This is a genomic window from Herbaspirillum sp. 1130 (assembly GCF_017833835.1).
GTDB classification, from domain to species: Bacteria; Pseudomonadota; Gammaproteobacteria; order Burkholderiales; family Burkholderiaceae_D; genus Herbaspirillum; species Herbaspirillum huttiense.
Genome location: NZ_JAFICQ010000001.1, coordinates 91,428 through 111,876, shown reverse-complemented (window position 1 = coordinate 111,876; position 20,449 = coordinate 91,428). Strand labels below are relative to the sequence as shown.

19 protein-coding genes and 3 tRNA genes are annotated in these 20,449 nt (G+C 59.7%); 3 read left to right on the top strand and 19 right to left on the bottom strand.

The window, feature by feature from the left end; translation table 11 throughout:
• Positions 1 to 64 precede the first annotated feature (64 nt).
• From JOD78_RS00575 to epsL, 3 genes are all read right to left on the bottom strand, one after another.
• A complete protein-coding gene (locus JOD78_RS00575) occupies positions 65 to 1,033 on the bottom strand; it encodes an EpsD family peptidyl-prolyl cis-trans isomerase (RefSeq protein ID WP_134135226.1) in 969 nt (322 codons plus the stop codon).
• Positions 1,034 to 1,123: 90 nt separating this feature from the next.
• A complete protein-coding gene (locus tag JOD78_RS00570) occupies positions 1,124 to 2,533 on the bottom strand; it encodes an undecaprenyl-phosphate glucose phosphotransferase (protein WP_051057491.1) in 1,410 nt (469 codons plus the stop codon).
• 10 nt (positions 2,534 to 2,543) lie between these two features.
• Positions 2,544 to 3,734 (bottom strand): XrtB/PEP-CTERM-associated polysaccharide biosynthesis outer membrane protein EpsL, encoded by a 1,191-nt coding sequence (epsL, locus tag JOD78_RS00565; protein ID WP_134135224.1) that lies wholly within the window; start codon positions 3,732 to 3,734, stop codon positions 2,544 to 2,546.
• 445 nt (positions 3,735 to 4,179) lie between these two features.
• Here epsL and JOD78_RS00560 point away from each other — a divergent pair, with 445 nt between their 5' ends.
• Positions 4,180 to 4,782, top strand: coding sequence for a phosphatase PAP2 family protein (locus JOD78_RS00560; RefSeq protein WP_134135223.1), 603 nt, complete (start codon positions 4,180 to 4,182; stop codon positions 4,780 to 4,782).
• A gap of 81 nt (positions 4,783 to 4,863) precedes the next feature.
• On the opposite strand, the gene JOD78_RS00555 is transcribed toward JOD78_RS00560, so the two are convergent.
• The 16 genes from JOD78_RS00555 to JOD78_RS00480 form a co-directional block, all read right to left on the bottom strand.
• Positions 4,864 to 5,946 (bottom strand): choice-of-anchor A family protein, encoded by a 1,083-nt coding sequence (locus JOD78_RS00555; RefSeq protein WP_134135222.1) that lies wholly within the window; start codon positions 5,944 to 5,946, stop codon positions 4,864 to 4,866.
• Between the two features lie 226 nt (positions 5,947 to 6,172).
• Positions 6,173 to 6,697: a GNAT family N-acetyltransferase gene (locus JOD78_RS00550; RefSeq protein ID WP_134135221.1), complete on the bottom strand. Its 525-nt coding sequence runs from the start codon at positions 6,695 to 6,697 to the stop codon at positions 6,173 to 6,175.
• Positions 6,698 to 6,856: 159 nt separating this feature from the next.
• A complete protein-coding gene (locus tag JOD78_RS00545) occupies positions 6,857 to 7,258 on the bottom strand; it encodes a MerR family transcriptional regulator (protein ID WP_121039612.1) in 402 nt (133 codons plus the stop codon).
• 3 nt (positions 7,259 to 7,261) lie between these two features.
• Positions 7,262 to 7,675 (bottom strand): integration host factor subunit alpha, encoded by a 414-nt coding sequence (locus JOD78_RS00540; protein WP_051057415.1) that lies wholly within the window; start codon positions 7,673 to 7,675, stop codon positions 7,262 to 7,264.
• Between the two features lie 64 nt (positions 7,676 to 7,739).
• Positions 7,740 to 10,166, bottom strand: a complete 2,427-nt coding sequence (pheT, locus tag JOD78_RS00535) for a phenylalanine--tRNA ligase subunit beta (RefSeq protein WP_134135219.1) — start codon at positions 10,164 to 10,166, stop codon at positions 7,740 to 7,742.
• A gap of 71 nt (positions 10,167 to 10,237) precedes the next feature.
• Entirely contained in the window at positions 10,238 to 11,266 is a 1,029-nt protein-coding gene (gene pheS, locus JOD78_RS00530; RefSeq protein ID WP_034331543.1) for a phenylalanine--tRNA ligase subunit alpha, read from the bottom strand.
• A gap of 209 nt (positions 11,267 to 11,475) precedes the next feature.
• Positions 11,476 to 11,838: a 50S ribosomal protein L20 gene (gene rplT / locus JOD78_RS00525; RefSeq protein ID WP_006712690.1), complete on the bottom strand. Its 363-nt coding sequence runs from the start codon at positions 11,836 to 11,838 to the stop codon at positions 11,476 to 11,478.
• Positions 11,839 to 11,863: 25 nt separating this feature from the next.
• Positions 11,864 to 12,061 carry a 50S ribosomal protein L35 gene (rpmI, locus tag JOD78_RS00520; protein WP_006712688.1) on the bottom strand — a complete coding sequence of 66 codons (198 nt, stop codon included), beginning with the start codon at positions 12,059 to 12,061 and terminating at the stop codon, positions 11,864 to 11,866.
• A 296-nt stretch (positions 12,062 to 12,357) separates the two neighbouring features.
• Positions 12,358 to 12,879, bottom strand: coding sequence for a translation initiation factor IF-3 (infC, locus tag JOD78_RS00515; protein WP_083859511.1), 522 nt, complete (start codon positions 12,877 to 12,879; stop codon positions 12,358 to 12,360).
• 73 nt (positions 12,880 to 12,952) lie between these two features.
• A complete protein-coding gene (thrS, locus tag JOD78_RS00510; protein ID WP_209569111.1) occupies positions 12,953 to 14,860 on the bottom strand; it encodes a threonine--tRNA ligase in 1,908 nt (635 codons plus the stop codon).
• A gap of 478 nt (positions 14,861 to 15,338) precedes the next feature.
• Positions 15,339 to 15,746 carry a response regulator gene (locus tag JOD78_RS00505; RefSeq protein WP_204725377.1) on the bottom strand — a complete coding sequence of 136 codons (408 nt, stop codon included), beginning with the start codon at positions 15,744 to 15,746 and terminating at the stop codon, positions 15,339 to 15,341.
• Between the two features lie 336 nt (positions 15,747 to 16,082).
• Positions 16,083 to 16,159: transfer RNA gene (locus JOD78_RS00500), tRNA-Val, on the bottom strand.
• 105 nt (positions 16,160 to 16,264) lie between these two features.
• Positions 16,265 to 16,341, bottom strand: a tRNA-Val gene (locus tag JOD78_RS00495).
• Between the two features lie 138 nt (positions 16,342 to 16,479).
• Positions 16,480 to 18,732, bottom strand: a complete 2,253-nt coding sequence (locus tag JOD78_RS00490) for a bifunctional (p)ppGpp synthetase/guanosine-3',5'-bis(diphosphate) 3'-pyrophosphohydrolase (RefSeq protein ID WP_209569113.1) — start codon at positions 18,730 to 18,732, stop codon at positions 16,480 to 16,482.
• A gap of 3 nt (positions 18,733 to 18,735) precedes the next feature.
• A complete protein-coding gene (locus JOD78_RS00485; protein ID WP_008328017.1) occupies positions 18,736 to 19,086 on the bottom strand; it encodes a RidA family protein in 351 nt (116 codons plus the stop codon).
• Between the two features lie 73 nt (positions 19,087 to 19,159).
• Positions 19,160 to 20,026 carry an alpha/beta hydrolase gene (locus JOD78_RS00480; protein ID WP_209569196.1) on the bottom strand — a complete coding sequence of 289 codons (867 nt, stop codon included), beginning with the start codon at positions 20,024 to 20,026 and terminating at the stop codon, positions 19,160 to 19,162.
• Positions 20,027 to 20,042: 16 nt separating this feature from the next.
• Here JOD78_RS00480 and JOD78_RS00475 point away from each other — a divergent pair, with 16 nt between their 5' ends.
• Positions 20,043 to 20,204, top strand: coding sequence for a hypothetical protein (locus JOD78_RS00475; protein WP_209569116.1), 162 nt, complete (start codon positions 20,043 to 20,045; stop codon positions 20,202 to 20,204).
• Positions 20,205 to 20,333: 129 nt separating this feature from the next.
• Positions 20,334 to 20,420 (top strand) — tRNA-Leu (locus tag JOD78_RS00470).
• Positions 20,421 to 20,449: the final 29 nt, after the last annotated feature.

The window sequence follows — 20,449 nt, the reverse complement described above, 5'->3', positions numbered from 1 at the left end:
CCGCAATACATCAGGTTCTTGAGGTTCTTGATTCAGGCGCTGCACGCCCGTTGTTGATCCATGCTTACTTGAAACCGGCGACGCCGCGCTTGATCGCCTCGCTGTCCGCTGAAGCAGCATCCTTGCCAGGGCTACCCTGCGCGGCTGCGCCATCCTTGTCCGCCGGGGCCGCCGCGCTCAGATCCTTGAACGACTTGGCCTGCTCGGTGAGCTCAATCTTGGCGTCCTTCTTCAATCGTTCCACCAACTGCTCGGATGCCTGATTCTGCTGCAGGGTCACCAGATACTGGGCGATCTGGGGCGAGGCCACCGCCAGCGTCATGGGCACATTCTTGACGTCCTGCAAGGAGGTCAGGATGGCCGTCGGTCCTTCGATCACCACGAACATGGTGCCGCGCTCCATGGTCTTGAGGCTGGCATTCATCTGCTGCGGCAGATCGGCCGAAGTCTTGACCACCTGCTGGCGCGCATACTGCACCCGGTGCGAATCCAGCCAGCCGACCACATCGTCCAGGCGCTTGCCGGGCTGGTCCATCAGGGCGTTGAGTTCGGGGGTGAGGCTGGTCCCCGCGATGATCAACTGGGCAAATTCATATTGTTTGCGCTGGGCAAACCAATCGGGATTCTTGCGATAGAAATCCTCGATCTCCTGATCCGACGGGCGAACCGGGGCTTTCAGCTTGCCGGCCACGTAGCTCTGCGCCAGCACCAGGTTGCGTGCCCGCTCCATGTCGGCCACAACGGCCGGATCGTTGTCGAGCTTGTCCTTCCTGGCGGCGTTGATCATCAGCTGACGCGCCACCAGTCCGTCAAGCAGCTGCTTGGTGACCTGCGTGCCGCCGGTCTTGGCCAGCTCATTATTGACCTGGTGAATGGTGATTTCCTGACCGTCCACAATGGCCACCACCTGGCTGGAACCTGACGCGGCCTTCTTCTCGCCGCAGGCGGCCAATGCCACCAGAAGCATCGCGGAGACCAGCGCCTTCGCCGCGACATTGTGCTGCCATGAAACTGTTGCCTTCCCGATTTTCATTTGACCAAGCTCTCTTCTTTTCTGTGTCACTTGTTGCCGGCCACCGCGGCCGGTGCTTGCTGCCCCTCCCCTGCGAGAAGGCCTTGTCCATCAATAAGCGTTATCGCGCTTGATCACCATGCGCACGGTCTGGAAGATGATCCACAGGTCAAACATCAGCGACCAGCGGCGCAGGTATTCCAGGTCGAATTCAATACGCGCTTTCATCTTGTCCAGCGTCTCGGTCTCGCCGCGCAGGCCGTTGACCTGGGCCCAGCCGGTGATGCCCGGCTTGACCTTGTGGCGCAGCATGTAACCCTTGATCTGCTTGCGGTACAACTCGTTGTGGGCCACTGCGTGCGGGCGCGGACCGACGATGCTCATGCGTCCCTGCAGCACGTTGAAGAACTGCGGCAATTCATCCAGCGAACTGGAGCGAAGGAAGCCGCCGATCTTGGTCAGGCGCATGTCGCCCTTGGTGGCCTGGGTGACCTTGCCGCCGTCCTCCATGACCGTCATGGAGCGGAATTTGTAGACCACGATCTCTTCCCCATCCAGCCCGTAGCGGCGTTGCTTGAAGATGATGGGGCCAGGCGAGGTCAGCTTGACGCACAGGGCAATGACCATCATCACCGGCAGCAGCATGAGCAGGATGCCTGAGGCCAGCACCAGGTCGCTGATGCGCTTGACGATGTTGTTGGTACCGGTAAAGGGCGTCTCGCAGATGGCCATCACCGCCATCCCGCCGACATAATCGAAGCGCGCCTGGATCAGGTTGAAGATGTAGATGTCGGGAATGAAGTAGATCGAGGCCGTGGTGTCCTGCAACTCGTCGATCATCTGCAGCACGCGCGGCTGCGCCGAGATCGGCATGCTGATGTAGACCATGTTGATGTTGTTCTCGCGCACGTACGCAGCCACGTCCGACATCTTGCCGTGCAGCGGCGTGAAGGTACCTGCCGGCTGGCGATTGAGCTCGCGGTCGTCGAAGAATCCCATCAGCTTGATCATCAGCGAAGGATATTTCTCGACGCGATCAGCCAGCTTCAGCGCGGCCGGATTGACACCGATGATGATGGCCTTGCGCACTTCTCCCTTGCTGTGCAAGTCGCGCATCACGCGCGACTGCAATTGCTGGGAGATGATCAGGCCCACCGGCGTGGTGACCACCCAGAAGAAAATCGCGCGCAGCGAAAACTGCTGATAGAACTCACAGATATACGCCACCACGACCAGCACCGCTGCCACCGCCAGCCAGTCCAGGACGGGCGAAATGATCGACGGCCCCTTGGGGTTGCGGCGCAGACGCCGCTCGTGGAATTCGGTGAAGAAATAGGAGGAGAGGAAAAACGCCATGATGGCCAGCACCCAATAATCCCCGTTGAATGCATGACCGTGCAGGCGCACCAGCACCCACAGGTAAGCCACGATCAGGGCTGGTTCGACAAAGCGCTTGAATACCATCGTGATGGTATTGGCCTTGACATTGGCCAACGGCAGACCGTCATGCAGGTCACTCATTTTTGGAGCCTCAGAATTCATAGCGCGAAGTCAGTGATACGCCGTTGGACACATAGCCAAAGTTGCTGATGTTCGATTGCAAGTTCTCACGATAGACCGCCAACAAGATCGACAAGGAGGTCGTCGGCGCATACGTCAAGCTCAAACTGGCCTTCTCGTAGCTGTCCCGGCGGCTCGATGGCGTCACGCCGGTGACGATGGAGGCACCGTTGTAGTTGCGCCGTTCGACATCCACCAGACCTTCCACCCGCAGTTTGGCCGTCGGCAGATAGGTCGCACCGAGGCTGGCACCGGTGGTCAGTGCGAAATTCGCATCGACGTCGTTGACGCCGCCAATTTCACGCCACAGGTTGGCCACGAAACCGGTCTTGCCGGTGACGGCCCAGTCGCCGACCAGACGCGCATTGAAACCGCGGTAACCGCCGCCACCCGTGGGCGACTTGCGATCCCGCTGGGTCAGGCCGCCCAGGAACTGCAGCTTGGTCTTGGCGCTATACAGCCAGATCACCTTGAGCTTGTAGTCTTCCTGAGTAAATGAGTTGTTGATGGACTCGGTACCCACCAGCACGTCATTCGGATACCGCCCGTCGGTCTTGCGCACCTGCACGCCGACCACGCTGCCGCTGCGCGGGTTGTAATCCAGACCCAGTTCAGCCAGGTTCTGACTGAAGTTGTTGGCCTGCTGCGTATTCAGGTCGTAGCCCAGCGCGAAATGCGAGACCTGGCTGCGCACTGTCCAGTCCGGGTGCAATTGCCATGCCAGCGTTGCATATTTGGTCTGCATGGTGCGAATGTTCAGACCCAATATCCGGAAGTTCTGGAAGGGCGTGAGCGACTTGGAATACACATAGCCGATGTCGCCCGAAAAGCGTTCCCCCAAAAACCAGCTCCAGTTGGTTTTCAGATCGCGCGCATCATTGTCAAACTGCGAGAAATAATCGTACGTATTCTTTGTCGCGCTGGCGTCCAGCGTCACGTGCTGGCGACTCAGCTCACGGTCCAGCTTCAGGCCGGCAGTCCGGCTCTGCACCGAATCGGACAACTTTGGCGCACCGAGCGCCGACACGGCGGCGTCGGGTCCGCTCAGGCGCAGCACGTTGTCATCATGCAAGTAGCTGTACTGCACATACGGCACGACCACTTGGCCCGGGTCGGCTGCGTACGCCAGCGGGCATGTCACGGACACCAGCAGAGCGCACATCTGCACTTGAGTCCTGCGCCCGCTGCTAATGCGAAACTGCCATGGCTTCACGAATCAGAGCCCTTTCTTTTTCTAGTTTTACTTTTAAAACAATGGCAATATTTGGAGTCCGTATTGCTGCAGTGCAACACGAAAAAAATTAGAAGTAATCATGCATCATTTTCGAAATTTAGGCAAAAATTTATGCAAAACATTGCCGGTCAGAAAGCAGACCAACAAGGATACGCGCCCGTCCAAAAGCGGCAATCAGACAAGGTAGCGTGACTTTGTAGGAGAAACGGTAAATGTAAAGATTGGCAACAAACTCATGAAAATTCGTAAACGATATATATCGCACCGCAACAAAAACTGAACGTTTATAGGAGAACAATAGTCCTAGCGCTTTCTCCGCACCGCGCAAGCGAGTAAGATCGCTGACGCAATCGCTCCGCTGATCCCCCTTTTCATGAACTGGCACACCATCACTTTTCTTGGCGACAGCGCCATCACCGTTCCCGGTGCATGCATCCTGGCACTCTGGCTGGCCGTCAACCGACTGTGGCGGCCGATGCTGGCCTGGCTCATTGCATTTGGTGGCGCGATGTTGATCGTGGTGATCAGCAAGCTGCTCTTCATGGGCTGGGATATCCGGCCACCTTTGCTCAATTTCACCGGTTTCAGCGGTCATACTGCTTCCTCCTGCGCACTCTATCTGTCCGTCGCTCTGTTGCTGACCCGACGCAGCACGCCGGCTTGGCGTACCACCATCCTGGCCATCACCGCGCTCCTCGTGACGGCAGTCGGGCTGTCCCGGCTGATGATCAAGGTGCATTCGGAATCGGAAGTGCTGCTGGGACTACTGGTCGGCGCCAGCGCGGCCTGGACCTTTGGCCTGTCGCTGCGCGAGCCGGCACCGGCTTTGCGCCATTTTCTGCTTCCATTCGCCCTCGCTGCAGGCCTCCTGATGACCGGCTTCGACAAGCCGGCACCGACACAAAGTTTCCTGCAGGAACTGGCCAAGAATCTCTCTGGCCGCACCGAGGTCTATGTTCGCCACGACCCCCTCTGACATTTTGAACGGCTCTACGAGAAAAAGGCCGCTCAGTCCATACTGAACGGCCTTTCCGCTGATACGCCCCCCGGGCCGCGATCAGGCGAGCCGCAGGCCGGGCAGCGCCACGCGCCGACGCCGCAGCGCCGCCACACCGATCACGATGGCCAGGCCGCCCAGCATCATCACATATTGCTCAGGCTCGGGGACCGGGGCCACTGCCGCCAGGTTGCCGGTGAAGGATTGCAGGTGCAGCTCGGCATTCTGCGTCAAGCTGTTGACGAACACCCCGCCTTCGATGTTCTGGTTGTTGGTCAGGCTGGCGTGAGTAGCCAGGATCGATCCGCCGAACTGATTGTTGATGATCAGGCTGGTCGCATTGTAGAAGTTCCAGACGATGGACTTGCCCAACGACTGCGCTTGTCCACCCAGGAAGTTGGCACCGATGACCGCCGAGCTCACGCTGGAATTGATGATGATGGTGCTGGCACCATTGGCGGCGAAGGAAAATTCACCTACCGAGAACACCGACGCGCTGGTGGTGTTATCCAGATTGAAGACCGCGACACCCTGGTTGTTGGCCACGGCATTGAAGGTGGCCTTGTTGTTCGCGACGGAGACCGTGCTGTTGGCAGTGGCCGTCTTGAGGCTATTGGACAGGCTGGTCAGCGTGTTGCTGAAATTGGTCGAGCCGGCAGCATCGGCATTGGTCTGCATCAGCGTGCTCGGCGACGACGAGCGGCCGCCATTGAAGTTGACCCCGCTGGTGCTGCCCGCCACATAGGCAGGGCCATTCAGATTGCTGCCGCTCGCCGAACCGGCGATATAGCTGGAACCGCTGTTGACGGTGGAGCCGACGAAGGAGCCTCCAATATAGGAGCCCAGTCCGTTGACATGCAGACCGCTCGCCGTCCCCATCACGGTCAGACCGGCATAGTTCGATGCGGGCGTGCTGCCGGAGTGCTGCACGTAGTCACCGCCCGTCACCGAACCGCCAATCCAGGCCCGGCCATCGACGTGCGAATTGGAGGTGGCATTACCCAGCACCACCAGGTTGAACTGCTGCAGCGCTTCAGCGCCAGTCAGCGGGACTACGGCGGCCTGCGCAGCGGCACTCACACCGAGGGAAAGGAAAGGCAAGACAGCAACACCGGCCAGCACCGACCTGGAAAGACGCGACATGGAACGTTACCCCTTATAACGGATGCCGCCTTCGCTTGTCAGACCAGGTGGCGGAAGTGAATTGATCGCGCTTGGAAGACGCAAATCCAAGCAAACTGTTGTAAATTTTTCATTAATTTTAAGACAACAGTTGTCGATCAATCAAGTGAAAAACTCGTTAACGCGTGAGTGTTAACTTTTTGCCACATTGACAACAATCAATCTTCCGCCAAAGCAAGCACCGGCACTAGCGTAACCGCCTGGACATGTAGAGCGCGCCCTCGCCATAGCTGGCCAGACTCCCGCCCTTCCCTGCCAGCGCCTGCCCATCCTCGGCAAATCCCGCGGCCCGCCAGTAGGCACTTGATGCATGCACCGCCACCAAGGTCGCCATCGGCAGCCCCGCCTGCTCAGCCACCCGGCACAGATCGTCCACCAACTCCCGCCCGAGCCCGGAGCCGCGTGCCGCCGGCAGCAGCGCGACATCATGCAGATGCAGGCAATCGGCCGCAGTATCCAGTCCGTTCAGCAAGCTGTTGAGGGATGGCGGCACGCCGAGACGAGCGGGATGCATGAAGGCGTAACCGATGACCTCCTCGGTGCCGTCCGCTTGCCCGCTGCGCACGGCGATCCGGCAGCCAGGCGCAAACAAGGCCAGACGTTCTGCGAAGACTTCTTCTGCTTCGAAATAGCCAGCGTGAACCAAGTCAGCGATCGCCATCACGTGCGGCAAGTCAGCCGCCCGCATCGGACGCCATTGATAAGGACTCATGGTGAGATCTCCGTCTGTTGGCCGGGAGCACCCCGGAAATGAACACGCCACACGGTGGCCGATGAGGACCAGCGTGTGGCGCGTAAAAATAAAAACCGGGAAGCGACAAAGCTTATGTTGGTCGGCAAGATCTCCGGCGCAACAACCCTGGCACGTAAATCAGGCTGCAGCCCCGGGCTTCAGGGTTTCCAGCACGGCTTGCAACTCCGTCCGCAAGGCATCGATGGCCGCCTCGTCCAGGCTGATGACGGGACGCTGCGGCTGTTGCGGCTGCTCGGCCTCGTGCGTGCCATCGAGCTTGTTGCGGGCACCGCTGATGGTGAAGCCTTGTTCATACAGCAGTTCACGGATGCGGCGGATCAACAGCACTTCGTGGTGCTGGTAATAACGCCGGTTGCCGCGGCGCTTCACCGGTTTCAGCTGGGTGAATTCCTGTTCCCAGTAGCGCAACACGTGCGGCTTCACACCGCACAGTTCGCTGACCTCGCCTATCGTGAAATAACGCTTGGCCGGGATGGGCGGCAAGACGATGGCCGCCGGTTTGTTGACACGATCGTTCATAGATTAGACGGACATTTCAACGGCATCGCCGCTGGAGAGTTCCACCATTTCCTTCAATTTCTGGCTGGCGTGGAAGGTCACGACGCGGCGCGCAGTGATGGGGATTTCCTCGCCAGTCTTGGGATTGCGGCCAGGCCGTTGCGGCTTGTCGCGCAGCTGGAAATTACCGAAGCCGGACAGCTTGACGGCCTCGCCACGTTCGAGAGCGTTGCGGATCTCGTCGAAGAAGGTTTCCACCATGTCCTTGGCTTCGCGCTTGTTCAGACCGACCTGCTCGAACAAAAGTTCGGCCAGCTCGGCCTTGGTCAGCGTCGGCAAGTTCTTGTCGGCCTGCGAACGTGCCTGGGATTCCAGTACGGCACGATGCAGGTCGGCGTCCAGCACGGATTGAAATTCGTTCGAATTCACGTTGTTCATGGCGATGAATGACTGGGCCTCAACCGATTCCGGTCTGTAATTATTTTCGCTCTCGGACATCACATCAGGCACGCAACCTGGCACCGAGCTTGGCGCTCGCCGCGGCCACCAGTGCATTCACCGCAAGGTCAACCTTGTCATCCTGAAGGGTGTTTTGAGTATCTTGCAAGGTGCAGCGGAACGCAAGGCTTTTTTCGTCCGCTTCGAGACCCTTGCCATGATATTCATCAAATAAAACAAGGGCTTGCAAGATGCTGCAATCCGGATTGGCCTGCTTTTCAGCGGCAAAGACGTCCAGCAGTTGCTGGGCGCCGACCGTGTGTTTGACCACCAGCGCGATGTCGCGGCTGACCGCCGGGAACTTGGAAATTTCCGAGTAGGACGGCAGGTCACGCTCCTGCAGCGCCTCGGCATCCACCTCGAAGACCACGGGGGCCAGCGGCAGGTCGTACTTCTGCTGCCACTTGGGATGCAATTCTCCGATCACGCCGACCACCTTGTCACCCAGCAGTACATGCGCCGTGCGCCCCGGATGCAGCGCCGGATGTTCGGCCTTGACGAAACGCAGTGCACGCGGCGCGAACAGCGCTTCCAGGTCAGCCTTGACGTCGAAGTAATCGACGTTGCGGGTCGGCTGGCCCCACTGCTCCTCGGCCACCGGACCATAGGCCAATGCGGCCACGCGCTTGGGTTGCTCGAAACCGGCGACAGCCAGCGGACCATCGGTGATGGCGGCGTTCTTGTGGAACACGGCACCCGCTTCGAAGACGCGGATACGCGCTGCCTTGCGGTTGACGTTGTAGCGTGCATTGGCCACCAGTCCGGCGATGAGCGAAGAACGCATCACGCTCATCTGGCTGGCGATCGGGTTCAACAGCTTGATGGGATCGGTGTTGCCGGCGAAGTCGGCTTCCCAGGCGCTTTCCACGAAGCTGAAGTTGACCACTTCCTGATAGTCCTGATCGGCCAGCAGGCGACGGATGGCAAACAGCGAACGGGTGTTCTCGGGCGCGATGCGCATGGCATTGGCGGCCACCGGCGGCAGCGCCGGGATGTTCTCGAAACCGTAGACGCGGGCGACTTCCTCGATCAGGTCTTCCTCGATCTCGATGTCGAAGCGATAGGACGGCGGTGTCACCGAGAACAGGCCAGGCTGGTAGTCGAAGGACAGGCCCAGACGCTTGAAGATATCCGACACCATCTCGTCAGTGATCTCCACGCCGATCACCTTGGCCGCACGCGCGGTGCGCAGCGCGACCGGTTCACGCTTGGGCAGATTGACGATCTGGTCGTCGACCGGGCCTACGCGGGTATCGGGCGTACCGCAGATTTCCAGCAGCAGCGCCGTGATGCGCTCGATGTGATCGACCACGGTGGCGAAGTCCACGCCACGCTCGAAGCGATGCGCGGCATCGGTCGAGAAGTTGTAGCGGCGCGCACGGCCCTGGATCGCCTGCGGGAACCAGAATGCGGCTTCCAGGTAGATGCTGGTGGTGTCCAGCGAAACCGCAGTGGCATCGCCCCCCATGATGCCGGCCAGGGATTCGATTTCCTTGTCGTCGGAGATCACGCCGACCCACTCATCGACTTCCACGGTATTGCCGTTGAGGAGCTTCAGGGATTCGCCCTTGCGGCCCCAGCGCACGTCCAGGCCGCCATGGATCTTGTCGAGGTCGAACACGTGCGAGGGACGGCCCAGCTCCAGCATCACGTAATTGGAGATGTCCACCAGCGCCGAGATCGGCCGCTGGCCGCTGCGCTCCAGGCGCTGCTTCATCCACTGCGGGGTGGCGGCCTTGGCATTGAGGCCACGGATCACGCGGCCGGCAAAACGGCCGCACAGGTCGGGCGCGGAAATGCGCACCGGCAGCTTCTCGTCCAGGTTGACGGCGGCGGCCTGATAGGCCGGGGCCTTCAGGGGCGTACCGGTCAGGGCCGAAACTTCACGTGCCACACCCAGCACCGACAGGCAATCCGCCTTGTTGGGGGTCAGCTTGATGGTGAACTTCAGATCGTTCAGTTGCAGGTAGTCGCGGAAATTCTGGCCGACCGGTGCATCGTCGGGCAGCTCCAGCAGGCCGCCGTGATCTTCCGACAGCTTCAATTCGCGGGCCGAGCACAGCATGCCTTGCGACTCCACGCCGCGCAGCTTGCCGACCTTGATCTCGAAGGGCTTGCCATCGGCACCCGGCGGCAACACGGCACCGACCATGGCACAAGGCACCTTCAGACCGGCGCGCACGTTGGGCGCGCCACAGACGATGTTGAGGATGGTGCCGGTATGAACATTCACGCGGCACACGTTCAGGCGATCCGCATCCGGGTGCTTGGAGACTTCCAGCACTTCGCCCACGACCACATTGGTGAAGGGAGGCGCAACCGGTTCGACTTCCTCAACTTCCAGACCGGACATGGTCAGCAGGTGCGACAGTTCATCCGAGGTCATGGTCGGATTGACCATGGTACGCAGCCAGTTTTCAGAGAATTGCATGATTCAGACTTTCAGCTATCGGCTATGAGCCGGAGGCACGCCGCGACAGCGCGGCGTCCTGCGTGATCGAATTAATTGAATTGCTTCAGGAAGCGCAGGTCGCCTTCGTAGAACAGGCGCAGGTCGTTGATCCCGTAACGCAGCATGGTCAGGCGCTCCAGGCCCGAGCCGAACGCGAAACCGATGTACTGTTCAGGATCCAGACCCATGTTGCGCACCACCGTCGGGTGCACCTGGCCAGCGCCGGAGACTTCCAGCCAGCGGCCCTTCAGGGGACCGCTGCCGAAGGCGATGTCGATCTCGGCCGAAGGCTCGGTGAAGGGGAAATACGAGGGACGGAAGCGCACCTGCAGGTCGTCGGTCTCGAAGAAGGCCTTGACGAAGTTGAGGTACACGCCCTTCAGGTCGGCGAAGCTGATGTCCTCGGCGATCCACAGGCCTTCGACCTGATGGAACATCGGCGAGTGGGTGGCATCGCTGTCGACGCGATAGGTGCGGCCCGGTGCGATGACCTTGATGGGCGGCTTGTTCATGCGGGCGTAGCGCACCTGCATCGGGCTGGTATGGGTACGCAGCAGCAGCGGCTTGCCCTGGGTGTCGTTGCCTTCGATGTAGAAGGTGTCCTGCATCGAGCGCGCCGGGTGGTTCTCGGGGCTGTTCAATGCGGTGAAATTGGTCCAGTCGGTCTCGATCTCGGGACCGTCGGCGACATCAAAACCGATGGAGCGGAAGATTTCCTCGACGCGCTGCCAGGAGCGCATCACGGGGTGGATGCCGCCCACGCCACGGCCACGGCCCGGCAAGGTGACATCGATGGCTTCCGCATTCAGGCGCGCCTGCATCTGGGCATTGGCCAGTGCATCGCGGCGTGCGGTCAGCGCGGTTTCGATCTGTTCCTTGGCGACGTTGATGATCGCCCCTTGTACCTTGCGCTCTTCCGGCGCCAGCTTGCCCAGTCCCTTCATCTGCTCGGTGATCTGGCCGGTCTTGCCGAGGTACTTGGCCTTGGCGTTTTCCAGTGCGGCGGCGTCGGGCGCGGCGGCGAAATCAGCCTGCGCCTGCGTGACCAGTTGGCCCAGGAGTTGGTCTAGGGGATTCATGCGGTAAGTCTCGCTCCAATCGAAAATCCGACGACGAAGTCGAAAAGAAGGGATTCACGGAAGGTGAATCAAAAAAATCCACGAAACCGTGGATCAAAAACATACGGGGCATCGGTGTATCACCTCTGCCCCGCAGGATTTTGCAGCGCCGGCTGCTCGTCTGACTTGCGTCCGATGTTGCGGCCGGCTACCGCAAACACGCTGTCGATTTAGGCGGCAGCGATGTTGGCCTTCACCTGGTTGACGATGGCAGCGAAAGCAGCCTTGTCGGTGACAGCCATATCGGCCAGGACCTTACGATCCAGTTCGATCGCAGCCTTCTTCAGGCCGTTCATGAACACGCTGTAGGTCACGCCGTGCGAACGCGCAGCGGCGTTGATACGGGCGATCCACAGTGCGCGGAACACGCGCTTCTTGTTACGACGGTCACGGTACGCGTACTGACCAGCGCGCATGACTGCTTGCTTGGCGATACGGTAGACGTTTTTGCGACGGCCGCGGTAACCCTTGGCGAGTGCGAGGACTTTCTTGTGGCGGGCACGTGCTGTTACCCCACGTTTGACTCTAGGCATAGTAGCTCCTTAGTGTATGGTGAGGTTAAGCGAACGGCAGCATCGCGCGAACGGAATTCAGGTTCGTCTCATGGACGCCCTCGGTACCGCGCAGTTGACGCTTGTTCTTGGTGGTCTTCTTGGTCAGGATGTGACGCTTGAAGGCTTGACCGCGCTTGACGGTACCGCCCGGGCGGACGCGAAAACGCTTCTTCGCGCTGCTCTTCGATTTCATCTTAGGCATAGCAACTCTGTCCTTTCGGACAGCTCCATTTTTTGATGATTGCAGGTGGCAGCACGCTCGCTGCTCTTGGATGCCTGCTCTCACTTATTTGACAGCGGGTGAACCCGCTGCTTTTGCCTGACGCAGTTGCCTGCGCCCAGCAAATCCTTTGTCGGCCCTACACTGCCGCCACCGCCTGGATTGCCCTGGCTGCTGCGGCATGGACGACACCGGAGGGATGTCGTCCTGATACGGCTAGACTGAAACTGCGACGTACAACCTGGAAAAACGAAAAATATATAAACGTTATAAACGATTTATTTCTTTTTCTTGGGCGCCAGCACCATGATCATCTGGCGGCCTTCCATCTTGGGAAACTGCTCGACCTGGCCATACGGCTCCAGATCAGCCTTCAGACGCTCCAGCACGCGCATGCCGATTTCCTGGTGAGCCATTTCACGGCCGCGGAAACGCAGCGTGATCTTGGTCTTGTCACCCTCTTCCAGGAACTTGGTCAGGTTGCGCAGCTTGATGTTGTAATCGCCATCATCGGTACCCGGGCGGAACTTGACTTCCTTGACCTGGATGACCTTCTGCTTGAGCTTGGCCTCGTGTGCCTTCTTCTGCTCCTGGTACTTGAACTTGCCGTAGTCCATCAGACGGCAGACCGGAGGTTGCGCAGTGGGCGCAATCTCGACCAGATCGACTTCAGCCTCTTCGGAAAGCCGTAAGGCTTCGGCCAGGCTGACGATGCCCAGAGGCTCGTTGTCGACACCCGAAAGGCGCACTTCCGGTGCAGTGATCTCGCGGTTGAGGCGATGCGACTTGTCAGTAGCTATTGCAGTTTCCTTTTAAAATCCAATGAATTAAGCCGTGCTCTTGCGCTGGGAGGAAGCCCTAGGCTTCCCCGTCTCAGGCTTTGGCGGCCACCTCATCCTTGAGGCGCTCCACCAAGGTGTCGATGGACATCACGCCCAGATCGACATTGCCCCGCGCTCGCACGGCCACAGTGTTTGCATCCCGTTCTTTATCGCCGACAACCAGGATATAGGGCGGCTTCTGAATGGAATGCTGCCGTATTTTATAGGTAATCTTCTCGTTGCGCAAATCGGTCTCGACCCTAAACCCTTGTTTTTTCAGCGTTTGTGCAACGTTCTGCACATAATCCGCCTGCGCATCGGAAATATTCAGGATGACAACCTGCGTTGGCGCCAGCCACAAGGGCAAGGCACCGGCGTGGTTTTCGATCAGGATGGCGATGAAGCGCTCCAGCGAGCCAACGATGGCCCGGTGCAACATCACGGGCACCTTGCGGTTGTTGTCTTCGGTGACATATTCCGCCCCCAGGCGCGCCGGCATGGAGAAGTCCACCTGCATGGTGCCGCACTGCCAGGAACGGCCGATCGAATCCTTCAGGTGGTACTCGATCTTGGGACCATAGAAAGCCCCTTCGCCCGGCAGCTCTTCCCACTCCGAACCGGAGGCGCGGATGGCTTCACGCAGGGCGTTCTCGGCCTTGTCCCAGACTTCTTCCGCGCCGATGCGCTTTTCCGGACGCAGGGCCAGCTTCACGGCCACTTCCTTGAAACCGAAGCAGTCGTAAACTTCACGCACCACGCGGTTGAAGGCAGCCACTTCTTCCTGGATCTGGTCTTCGGTACAGAAGATGTGACCGTCATCCTGGGTAAAGCCGCGCACGCGCATCATGCCGTGCAGCGCGCCGGAAGGCTCGTTGCGGTGGCACTGGCCGAATTCGCCGTAGCGCAGCGGCAGGTCGCGGTAGCTGTGCAGACCCGAATTGAAAATCTGGATGTGGCCCGGGCAGTTCATGGGCTTCAGGGCATAGGCGCGGTTTTCCGACTCGGTCGTGAACATGTTTTCACGATAGTTCTCCCAGTGGCCGGTCTTTTCCCACAGCGAGCGGTCCAGGATCTGCGGCGCCTTCACTTCCTGATAGCCGTTGTCCTGGTAGACGCGGCGCATGTACTGCTCCACTTGCTGCCAGATGGTCCAGCCCTTGGGATGCCAGAAAATCAGGCCCGGAGCCTCATCCTGGAAGTGGAACAGGTCCAGCGCGCGGCCCAGCTTGCGGTGGTCGCGCTTTTCCGCCTCTTCCAGCATGTGCAGGTAGGCTTCCTGGTCTTCCTTCTTGGCCCAGGCGGTGCCGTAGACACGCTGCAGCATCTCGTTGTTGGAATCGCCACGCCAGTAAGCACCAGCCAGCTTCATCAGCTTGAACACCTTCAGCTTGCCGGTGGAGGGCACGTGCGGGCCGCGGCACAGGTCGGTGAAGCTGCCTTCGGTGTACAGCGACACGTCTTCATTCTGCGGAATCGAAGCAATGATCTCGGCCTTGTAAGCTTCGCCGATGGACTTGAAGTAAGCCACGGCCTCATCACGCGGCAGCACCTTGCGGGTGACCGGCTCATCCTTCTTGGCCAGCTCGGCCATTTTCTTTTCGATGGCTTGCAGATCTTCCGGCGTGAAGGGACGCTTGTACGAGAAGTCGTAATAGAAACCGTTGTCGATGACCGGACCAATGGTCACTTGCGCCTCAGGGAACAGCTCCTTGACCGCATAAGCCAGCAAGTGAGCGGTGGAATGGCGAATCACCTCCAGACCGTCCGGATCCTTGTCGGTGATGATGGCCAGGTCGGCATCCTTGTCGATCAGATAAGACGTATCGACCAGCTTGCCATCGACGCGGCCAGCCAGGGCCGCCTTGGCCAGGCCAGTGCCGATGTTGGCGGCGACCTGCGCCACAGTGACCGGGTTGTCGAACTGGCGTTGCGAACCATCGGGAAGACGAACTGAAACCATTGTGCACTCCATGTCGGCAGCCTTGCTGCCTTGCCTGTTGAGGGTAATGTCGAAAAGAAGGACGAAAAAAAACGCGGACCAGCCGCGCTTTTTCAAAAGACGAAAAAGAACCCGACTAGCGTCGCGTGAAAACCTCGGTGGTAGTTCGCGGTGTCATAACCGGTTTGCCTTTCTCGCTCTTACAGATGAGGGGATGAATTCTGGAGGCCGCTGCCGAAAAGGGCAGATCAGACCGTGGCCGCGCATTATAGCAAACTTTGCACGGGCATCGTCACCACTCCCGCATGGCACCGCCGGGGACCGCCGTCACCACGGCCCTGCAGGTCGCCGCGACCTCCCGGAAACAGCGATGACAAGCAAACTCCGTCATTTTCGACAACCGGAAACTGAAGCTTGACCCCAAAACGCAAAACGGCATCCGAGGATGCCGTTGTTACGTCCCGGACCAGCTGCACCCAAATCCGGATTCAGCCGCCGATTACGCGCCGACCATCGTAGCGCGCCGCGCCAGGATCTTTTCGATCTTTTCCTTCAAGGTTGCCGCCGTAAAGGGCTTGACGATATAGCCATCCGCGCCGGACTGCGCCGCCATGACGATGTTTTCCTTCTTGGCTTCGGCCGTGATCATGAGCACCGGCAAGTGCGCCAGAGAAGGCGTTGCGCGGATCTTCTTGAGCAGCGTCAGGCCATCCATGCCCGGCATGTTCCAGTCGGTCAGCACGAAGGTCACCGGCAAGGCACCCGCCTCCAGGATCTTCAGTGCGGAAGAGCCATCATCGGCCTCCACCATCTTGGTGTATTCGAGCTCCTTCAGCAGGCCGCTGACAATGCGACGCATCGTCGAAAAGTCATCAACCACGAGGAAATACTGATCATCTGCTGCCATAGGAAAATTCGCTGAACCGTGAAAATGAGGATTGGAGATGTTGTTGCCGAAAAAATTCGACGCAAGTGTAAAGCATTTTTAGATGCTTCCGCGAAACATCTGGCACATTCCTTCATGCGATGGGCTTTTTTACACCTGCGATTGACCCTTCGCAAAGCCAGGCGCGCAGCCGGAGCGAGATCAGCGTCAGCTGCAGTCAGAACACAGGAAAGGCGGAATGAAGTGAAATAAAAGGGAGGCAGAAAAACAAAAAGGAAGCCGCCAATGCGCTTCCTTTTGTTGATTTCTGCAGTTTTCTTCAACCAACCCCTTTACCCCATCAGGAAGCAAACGAATTGGTAGGCACGATTGGACTCGAACCAACGACCCCTACCATGTCAAGGTAGTGCTCTAACCAGCTGAGCTACGCGCCTATCGAAGACTGCAAGAACTTGATAAAACAAAAAAGGAAGCCGAGAACGCGCCTCCTTTTGTTTGCTTCGCCCCAACTCACCCGCTCCGAATGGAACCAGAAGAATTGGTAGGCACGATTGGACTCGAACCAACGACCCCTACCATGTCAAGGTAGTGCTCTAACCAGCTGAGCTACGCGCCTAACGAAGAAGCGAGAGTATAGGAGGCTTTTCAAAATTTGCCAAGGGGTAAATGATGAAAAATTAAAAATAGTTAGCGTATTTCGCCAAGTCTCCAGCCTCCCCGCCCTCTCCCGCCTGTACCACCAAACAACTGGGCATTACTGTCGCTTGGCCTCGATCACGCCCTTGACCTCGCGAATTACCGTAAGCGCTTTCTGCAGTTGCTCGGTCGAGCCGATCTCGGCGGTAAAGGCCATGCGCGCATGCCCCTTCACGCTTTGCGTGCTCACCCCGATCACGTTGATCTTGTCGCGCAGGAAGATATCGGAGATATCGCGCAGCAAACCCTGGCGATCGCTGGCCAGCACGAAGATGTCGACCGGATACACGGTATCGCGGGCCGGTGCGCCCCAAGTGGTCTGGATCACCCGTTCCGGCGCATGCAAGCTCATCTCGGCGAAGTTCTTGCAGTTGACCCGATGGATGGACACCCCCTTGCCGCGCGTGACAAAGCCGGCGATCACATCCGGCGGTGCCGGCTTGCAGCAGCGCGCCAGCTGGGTCAGCAGGCCATCGGTACCGACCACCAGCACGCCCGACTTGGCTCCCTGCACGATGCTCGATGCACGGCTTTTGCGCGTGATGAGGGCTTCGTCATCGATCTCGGGCTTCTTTTCCTCGCCCTGATGCAGCGCCTGCTCCACGTGCCGCAGGCTGAATTCTTCCTTGGCCAGCGCCAGGCACAGGTCATCGACCTTGGCGAAGCCCAGCTTCTGGGCCAGCTCTTCGAGGTTGACGGCGGTCTTGCCTTCGCGCTGCAAGGTCTTTTCCAGCAAGCCGCGCCCGACGGAAAGCGTCTCCTGCTGCTCAATGGCATTGAACCAAGCGCGGATCTTGGAGCGCGTACGCGAACTGGCGGTGTAATCGGCACTGAGCCAGTCGCGCGACGGCCCCACACCGGGACCGCTCTTGGCCGTGATGATCTCGACTGTCTGGCCGTTCTTGAGCGTGGTGTTCAGCGGCACCATCACGCCATCCACCCGCGCCCCGCGGCAGCGGTGGCCGACATCGCTGTGCAGGTGATAGGCAAAGTCGATCGGCGTGGCGCCGCTGGGCAATTCGATCACGCGCGCCTGCGGTGTCAGTACATAAATGCGCTCGTCCAGCGTGGCCGACTTGAGCTTCTGCACCCAATCGCGGCGTACTTCTTCCTGGTCCACCACGGCATCGGTGACTTCGTTCTTCCAGGCCAGCAGCTGACGCAGCCAGGCGATCTTCTCGTCATATTTCTGCGCCGAGAAATTGGAGCCGCCGCTTTCCTTGTAGCGCCAGTGCGCCGCCACGCCGTATTCGGCGAAGTGGTGCATTTCGTGCGTACGGATCTGCACTTCCAGCGCCCGGCCATCTTCGGCCATGACCACCGTGTGCAGGGACTGGTAACCGTTCTGTTTGGGACGCGAGATGTAGTCGTCGAACTCTTCGGGAATCGGCGTCCAGATGTTGTGCACGATGCCCAGCACTGAATAACAAGTCTTCACATCATCAACGATGACGCGGAAGGCTCGCACATCGTAGAGCTCGGAGAAATCGATGGACTTGCCACGCATCTTGTTCCAGATGCTGTAGATGTGCTTGGGCCGGCCGCTGACCTCGGCGCGGATATCCTGCGCCGCCATCTCGGTGCGCAGGCGCGTGATCGCGTTGGCCACGAAGGCTTCGCGCTCCAGCCGCTTTTCTTCCAGCATCTTGGCGATGCGCTTGTAGGTCACCGGCTCCAGGAAACGGAAGGACAGGTCTTCCAGTTCCCACTTCAGTTGCCAGATGCCCAGCCGGTTGGCCAGCGGCGCGTAGAGATCGAAGGTCTGGCGCGCATACTGGGCGCTGGCTTCGTTCTCCTGCTTGGTCTCGGCGAAGTAGCGCAGCGTGGCCACGCGCGAGGCCAGGCGCACCAGCACCGCGCGCATGTCGGTGGCCATGGCCAGCAGCATCTTGCGCAGGGTTTCCACCTGGGCGGCGGCCTGCTGGGCAGCGTTCTTGCCGCGCAAAACTTCCTGGTTCTGCGGCTGGAAGCTCAGGCTGTGAAAGCGCATCAGCTGGCGCACATTGCCCACCAGCTCGGCGATTTCCTTGCCGAAGCGTTCTTCCAGCTTTTCTTCCAGCTCGGGATGCAGCATCTGGGCCTCGAAGGCCAGCCCGGCGATGCGGGTGGCGGCATCGACATTGAGCGCCGTCAGCACGGTGGCCACCGAGACCGCGAATTGCAGTGCATTCTGCCCGGACAGGATCTGCCTGTCGGCATACAGCGGCTCGAGTTCGGCCAGCGCCTGCTCGACCCGTGCGACATCGTCAGGACCGAGGCCGGCGGTAATGGCCGCCAGGCCTTCGCCCTGGGTACTTGCAACCGAAACCATAAATTACTTCTGTGCAGCGACGATGATGATTTCCACCAGCAGTTCGGGACGGGCCAGCTTGGCTTCGACGGTGGCGCGCGGGGGCGCATTGCCGGGGGCGACCCACTCGTCCCAGACGGCGTTCATGCCAGCAAAATCCTTCACATCAGAGAGGAAAATCTGGCACGACAGGATCTTGGTCTTGTCGCTGCCGGCTTCAGCCAGCAGGCGGTCGATGTGACCCAGCACTTCGCGGGTCTGGCCTTCGATGTTCTGGGTGGCGTCTTCGGCGATCTGGCCGGCCAGGTAGACGGTACCGTTGTGAATGGCGACTTCGGAGAGACGCTTGCCGACGTGCAGACGTTGTACGGACATGAAATTTCCTTCCTAGTAAAACCCGGCGGCAATGCGCGCCGGTGATGAAAAACGTAATCGGATCGGGAGCCGCTCAGCCCAGCAGGAACTGGCGCGCCACCTCGATCTGCGGGGCATGCATGAAGGTGGGAGCGTGCCCCACGTCGGGCAGTTCCACCAGTTTGGCCTTGGGGCCGCGACGGGTCATCTCCTGTGCCACTTCCGGCAGCAGCAGGTCGGACTGGGCGCCGCGTACCACCAGGGTCGGACAGCGGATGGCGTCATAAGCTGCCCACAGCATCTGTTCGGCCGCGCTGGCGGCTTCCGGCGTGGTCAGCTTGAAGGGGACCGCCAGGTCCAGGTCGTAATGGCGCACCCACTTGCCCTCTTCATTCTGGCGCAGCACATCCTTGGCCAGCTTGTGCCATTCTTCATCGCTGTGCTGACCGAAACTGACGGAAATGGTACGGATGAACTGGGCGGCCTCCTCGAAGGTATCGAAGCGCACGTCCTGGCCGATGTAGTCGCCGATGCGCGCCAGGGCGGCACCGTTGATCGAAGGGCCGATGTCGTTGAGTACCAGGCGGCGGATGGGATTGCCCTTCAGCGAGGCCAGCCCCATGCCGATCAGGCCACCCATGGAGGTACCGAACCAGTCGACGATCTCGGCATCGGCGCGTGCCAGCAGGGTCACCATGTCGCTCACGTATTGCGGGACCGTGTAAAACTGCGGATTGGCCAGTCGTCCGGAACGGCCGCGTCCGACCACATCCGGGCAGATCACGCGATAGGTATCGCAGAGCTCGCGGGCCATGCGGTCGAAATCGTCGGAGACCCGGGTGACGCCGTGCACGCACACCAGCACATTGGGATTGCGCGCATCGCCCCACTCCTTGTAGGCCATGGTATGCAGGCCGGCGGGCGAAATGCACTGCACTGTCTTGACTACCGCTTCAGTCATGGTGAGGGCCTTCCAGATGAAAGAAGTCGTCATTCTACTCTTTCAAGACAGCTTGTCGGCCGGAAATGGCACCCTGGAACAGGAGGGAATGCTGTCTGCCGAAGGTAAACGAGGCAACGGACGCGCCGGCCTCCGTCGCAAGAAAAATTCAGAAATTTCCACAGGAAAAAACAAATGATGCGGCGCAAGTCGCTGCTATAATGCGTCCCTTTTCCGGCGGCCCTCGCCGGCATCGCGGCAGCACAGGCGATGACCAAGACAGTTCAGCCAGCCCACCTGCGTGCGGCATGGCGACGACTGCAAGACCGGGGGTATGGTGAAATTGGTAGACACAAGGGACTTAAAATCCCTCGGCCGCAAGGCCGTGTCGGTTCGATTCCGACTACCCCCACCACCAGTGTTCTCAGCAACACAAAACAGCCA

What these genes read in the sequence shown, in the direction of transcription:
- JOD78_RS00560 (WP_134135223.1), top strand. Translation starts at nt 4,180, where the DNA reads ATGAACTGGCACACCATCACTTTTCTTGGCGACAGCGCCATCACCGTT.
- epsL (WP_134135224.1), bottom strand. Translation starts at nt 3,734, where the DNA reads ATGTGCGCTCTGCTGGTGTCCGTGACATGCCCGCTGGCGTACGCAGCC.
- JOD78_RS00575 (WP_134135226.1), bottom strand. Translation starts at nt 1,033, where the DNA reads ATGAAAATCGGGAAGGCAACAGTTTCATGGCAGCACAATGTCGCGGCG.
- rplT (WP_006712690.1), bottom strand. Translation starts at nt 11,838, where the DNA reads ATGCCTAGAGTCAAACGTGGGGTAACAGCACGTGCCCGCCACAAGAAA.
- JOD78_RS00480 (WP_209569196.1), bottom strand. Translation starts at nt 20,026, where the DNA reads ATGACTGAAGCGGTAGTCAAGACAGTGCAGTGCATTTCGCCCGCCGGC.
- JOD78_RS00505 (WP_204725377.1), bottom strand. Translation starts at nt 15,746, where the DNA reads ATGGCAGCAGATGATCAGTATTTCCTCGTGGTTGATGACTTTTCGACG.
- thrS (WP_209569111.1), bottom strand. Translation starts at nt 14,860, where the DNA reads ATGGTTTCAGTTCGTCTTCCCGATGGTTCGCAACGCCAGTTCGACAAC.
- pheT (WP_134135219.1), bottom strand. Translation starts at nt 10,166, where the DNA reads ATGCAATTCTCTGAAAACTGGCTGCGTACCATGGTCAATCCGACCATG.
- JOD78_RS00570 (WP_051057491.1), bottom strand. Translation starts at nt 2,533, where the DNA reads ATGAGTGACCTGCATGACGGTCTGCCGTTGGCCAATGTCAAGGCCAAT.
- JOD78_RS00490 (WP_209569113.1), bottom strand. Translation starts at nt 18,732, where the DNA reads ATGGTTTCGGTTGCAAGTACCCAGGGCGAAGGCCTGGCGGCCATTACC.
- JOD78_RS00545 (WP_121039612.1), bottom strand. Translation starts at nt 7,258, where the DNA reads ATGAACGATCGTGTCAACAAACCGGCGGCCATCGTCTTGCCGCCCATC.
- rpmI (WP_006712688.1), bottom strand. Translation starts at nt 12,061, where the DNA reads ATGCCTAAGATGAAATCGAAGAGCAGCGCGAAGAAGCGTTTTCGCGTC.
- JOD78_RS00550 (WP_134135221.1), bottom strand. Translation starts at nt 6,697, where the DNA reads ATGAGTCCTTATCAATGGCGTCCGATGCGGGCGGCTGACTTGCCGCAC.
- JOD78_RS00540 (WP_051057415.1), bottom strand. Translation starts at nt 7,675, where the DNA reads ATGAACAACGTGAATTCGAACGAATTTCAATCCGTGCTGGACGCCGAC.
- JOD78_RS00555 (WP_134135222.1), bottom strand. Translation starts at nt 5,946, where the DNA reads ATGTCGCGTCTTTCCAGGTCGGTGCTGGCCGGTGTTGCTGTCTTGCCT.
- pheS (WP_034331543.1), bottom strand. Translation starts at nt 11,266, where the DNA reads ATGAATCCCCTAGACCAACTCCTGGGCCAACTGGTCACGCAGGCGCAG.
- JOD78_RS00475 (WP_209569116.1), top strand. Translation starts at nt 20,043, where the DNA reads ATGAAAGAAGTCGTCATTCTACTCTTTCAAGACAGCTTGTCGGCCGGA.
- JOD78_RS00485 (WP_008328017.1), bottom strand. Translation starts at nt 19,086, where the DNA reads ATGTCCGTACAACGTCTGCACGTCGGCAAGCGTCTCTCCGAAGTCGCC.